4 protein-coding genes are annotated in these 3,861 nt (G+C 72.3%); 3 read left to right on the plus strand and 1 reads right to left on the minus strand.

The window, feature by feature from the left end:
* A partial coding sequence (locus tag G6021_RS14850) for an endonuclease/exonuclease/phosphatase family protein (protein ID WP_182641614.1) occupies positions 1-728 on the plus strand: 728 nt, incomplete at its 5' end.
* Complete coding sequence (locus tag G6021_RS14855) at positions 725-1,345, plus strand: hypothetical protein (protein ID WP_182610713.1); 621 nt, start codon at positions 725-727, stop codon at positions 1,343-1,345. The genes G6021_RS14850 and G6021_RS14855, both read left to right, overlap by 4 nt.
* Before the next feature lie 49 nt (positions 1,346-1,394).
* On the opposite strand, the gene G6021_RS14860 is transcribed toward G6021_RS14855, so the two are convergent.
* Positions 1,395-2,723, minus strand: coding sequence for a cation:proton antiporter (locus tag G6021_RS14860; RefSeq protein ID WP_182610714.1), 1,329 nt, complete (start codon positions 2,721-2,723; stop codon positions 1,395-1,397).
* A gap of 109 nt (positions 2,724-2,832) precedes the next feature.
* On the opposite strand from G6021_RS14860, the gene G6021_RS14865 reads away from it, so the two are divergent.
* Positions 2,833-3,840, plus strand: coding sequence for an LLM class oxidoreductase (locus G6021_RS14865; RefSeq protein ID WP_182610715.1), 1,008 nt, complete (start codon positions 2,833-2,835; stop codon positions 3,838-3,840).
* The last annotated feature ends 21 nt before the right edge of the window (positions 3,841-3,861 follow it).

Below are 3,861 nucleotides of genomic sequence, written 5' to 3' on the forward strand. Positions count from 1 at the left end.
TCCGCGCGCTCCTCGCCGCCGAGCGGCCGACGGTTCTCGGCGCGCAGGAGGTGCTGCGCGAGCAGACCACGGTGATGCTCGACGCCCTGGGCCCCGGGTACGCCGTGGTCGGCCGCGGTCGGGGCTCGGACGGAGGTGGCGAGGCCTCGCCGATCTTCTACGACTCCGGACGGCTCGAGTTGCTCGACTGGGACCAGATCGCGCTGTCCGATCAGCCCACCCGCGCGGGATCGGCGTCCTGGGGGAACCTCATCCCCCGGGTCATGGTGTCGGCGGAGTTCCGCGATCGCGGGACCTCACGGAGCTTCCTCGTGATCAACACCCACCTCGACCCGTTCTCCGCGCGCTCCCGTCTGCGGTCGGCGCGGGCGATTCTCGACCTGGTGTCCGCCGCCGCCCCGTCGTCCGCCCGGCACAGTCCGGCGCTGGTGACCGGCGACCTCAACACGGGCCCGGCCGGTGCGGCGGTCCGAGAACTGGTCCGGGAGGGGACTCTGGTCGACAGTTGGCACAGCGCGCGGACCCGCGCGAGCGAGGAGTGGGGGACGTACACCGGCTACCGCGCGCCGCGGAGGAACGGGGCGCGCATCGACTGGATACTCGCCTCGTCAGCATTTAGGGTCACCCACGCCGCGGTCAACCCGCTGCGGCCCGGCGGCGTGTGGGCGTCGGACCATCTGCCCGTCCACGCCGTCGTGCGTCTCGACCGAGGGGGTGTCGCCGCGTGATCGACAACTTCCTGCGTCCCGCGGAGAACCGCGTGCGGATGGCGGCGGACGCTCTGCGGATCCTCGGGGCCCTCAGCGTCCTGCTCGCCCTGCTGCTGCACGGTCTCACGGACGCGGCCATCGTCGCGTTCGCCCTGCCGGGACTGATGCTCCCGCGCTTCGTCGGGATGCGGCCGTGGGCGGACACCGCGGTGTCGGTCACGTTGCTCGTCGCCGCCTGGAGCAACGTCTTCGACCTGTACACGCGCATCTGGTGGTGGGACATCGTGGTCCACTTCGCGTGCGCCGGAGCGCTGGCGGTGGTGACCTACCTGTTCCTCGCGCACCGCGGGATCGTGCCGGCACCGGGTGACGGGGGTGTCCCGGCCGCGGCGGCGGTGGTGCTCACCACCGCCTTCGGACTGGCCCTGGGCGCCCTGTGGGAGATGGTGGAGTGGTTCGGCCACGCCTACCTGACGGACCGGATCTACGTGACCCTCGACGACACGATCGGGGACATGGCCGCGGGTGGTCTCGGCGCCCTGGCCGCGGGTCTGCTCCTGGCCCACTGGCCCCGGGTGCTGATGCCGACCGACCGGCCCGGTCGCGTGTCCTCGGAGGCGGGGTCCCGCCGCTAGACGGTCGACCCGGAGACCGCTGCCCGGGTACCACCGCTGACGCCGGACCTCACCGGATGCCGTCCTCGTCGTCGTCGTTCCCCCGTGACCCCGGTGAGACGGGGTCCTCCGGTGACGGTGTCGTGGCGCCCGGCCGACGAACCGGGGCTCCGGCCCGCACCACCTCCGCCAGGAGGGGGAAGAGCAGGACGGTGACCGCCCCGGCCGCCACAAGGACGGAGGAGATCTCGCCCGTCATCAGACCGTTGTTCACCGCGACCTCGGTGACCGCCACGATGATCGGGAGACCGGTCGCCGCGTACAGACCCACCCTCGCCCGTTCCCGTGGACCGTCGAGCCCGGGGCTCGCGCGGGTGACGGTCTCGCCCAGCCACACCCCTCCGCCGCGGAGGACCAGCATGCTCACCACGGCCGCCACCAGCACCCACGGCGAGGCCGCCACGGCCCCGAGGTCGATGCCCATCCCCGACACCACGAAGAAGGCGGGGATGAACAGGGTGTAGCCGACGGTCTCCAGTTGACGGAGCAGGATCGCGGCGAGACCGCGGTCCGGGGCCTGGCCACCGCCGCGCAGGTGTGCCCCGAGGGAGTCGACCAGTCGGCGCAGGATCATGCCGGCGGCGAACGCGCCGAGCACCACGTCCAGACCGAACACCGTGGCCACGACCATCATGGTGGCCAGCAGCAGGATCACCGTGCGCATGGCCAGCTGTCCGGTGGAGGTGGTGCCCTGCAGGAGCGCCCGACCGAGCGCGGGGATGTGGAGCAGTCGGGCCGGCACCGCCAGGATCACCAGCGCGGCCAGTCCGAACAGCCCGACGGCCGCGATGGAGGACTCGATGCTGCGGGTACCGAGCAGCACCGCCATCACGAGGATCGGCCCCAGTTCCCCCACCGCGCCGTGGGTGAGGACTGCCCGGCCCACGGGGGTGCTGTCATGGCCGGAGCCCTTGAGGATGGGCAACAGGGTCCCGATCGCCGTGGAGGTGAGCAGGAGCCCGATCGCCACCGCGGTCTCCCAGCGGCCCGAGACCATCCACCCCACCCCGGCTGCCAGGATCAGGCTGACGACCCAGGTCCCGGCCGCTCGTCGTCCGCTGCGCCCGGTGAGGGTGGAGACCTCGAGCTCGAACCCCGCCAGCAGGAACAGCATCCCCAGCCCGAGCTCCGCGAGGAGCGCCACCCCGCCGGATTCCACCGCCAGGTCCAGACCGTTGGGGCCGATCACCATCCCGCCCACCAGGAGGAGCACCACGCCCGGGATGAACGAGCGGGTGAACCCGGACAGCACCGGTGCCGCCCAGACGGCCAGGACGATCCAGAACAGCGAGACGAGTTCGGTGGGGGACGCCTCGGCGGCCAGGAGGGTGGTGGTCACGTCCGGCCTCTCGCTCGATCGATGAAGGAGAGCTTAGACGAGCGGCGCGCACGCGAGGCCGTCGACCGGCGTCGACCGGCGTCGACCGGATCGTGCGAGGGTGGGGCACATGACCACCTCGCCGCTCGACACGTCCGACGGTGACCCCCGGCGGCTCCCGGGCTTCCGTCGCACGTTCGGCGCGGGGCGACTGACCCTCGGGCTGGGATTCCCGCTGCGGACGCGCGCCGACCGGGTCGACGGCCCGGACATCAGCGAACAGATCGAGGTCGCCCGGGCCGCGGAGACCGGAGGGTTCGCCGCCCTCTACGCCCGGGACATCCCGCTTCGCGTCCCGTCGTTCGGCGACGTGGGCCAGATCTACGATCCGTGGGTGTTCCTCACGTACGTGGCCGCCCACACCAGCCGGATCGCCCTCGGGACGGCGGCCGTTGTGCTGCCCGTCCGCCATCCACTGCACGTGGCCAAGTCCGCGGCCAGCCTGGACCGTCTCTCCGGCGGCCGGTTCCTCCTGGGCGTGGCCTCCGGCGACCGGCCGGAGGAGTTCCGCGCGTTCGGGCTGGAGCAGGGGCGGCGGGGGGAGAGGTTCCGGGAGAACCTCACGGTGATGACCCACGCACTCACCACCGAGATGCGCGGGATCCGCTGGTCCGGGGGGTGGATGCACAGCGCGGACGTGGTCCCTAAGCCCACCGCCTCGTCGGTGCCGCTGATCATGACCGGCTCGTGTCAGCAGAGCATCACGTACCTGGCCGCCCACGGGCACGGATGGCTGACCTACCCGCGTGACTTCGACGCGCAGCGCCGGACCGCCGCGAGGTGGCGCGAGGTGGTGACCGAGAGCCGGGAGGGAGGATCCGACGACGACGAGGTGTTCAGTCCCTTCGCGCAATCGCTCCAGATCGACCTGGCCGAGGACCCCGACGAGGCGGCCTCGCCGATCGGCTTCGGGTTCCGGATCGGTCACCGGCGTCTGGTCGAGCACCTGGCGGACCTGCGGGGGATCGGGGTCAACCACGTCCTGCTGGGGGTCGGGGCGTCCCGCCGGCCGATCCGGGAGGTCGTCCACGAGCTGGCCGAGACCGTCGTGCCCCACTTCCCCGCGCTCGCCCACTAGTGGGTATCTCCGTTAGTGCGT

This window comes from Dietzia sp. CW19, from assembly GCF_014145265.1.
GTDB lineage: Bacteria > Actinomycetota > Actinomycetes > Mycobacteriales > Mycobacteriaceae > Dietzia > Dietzia natronolimnaea.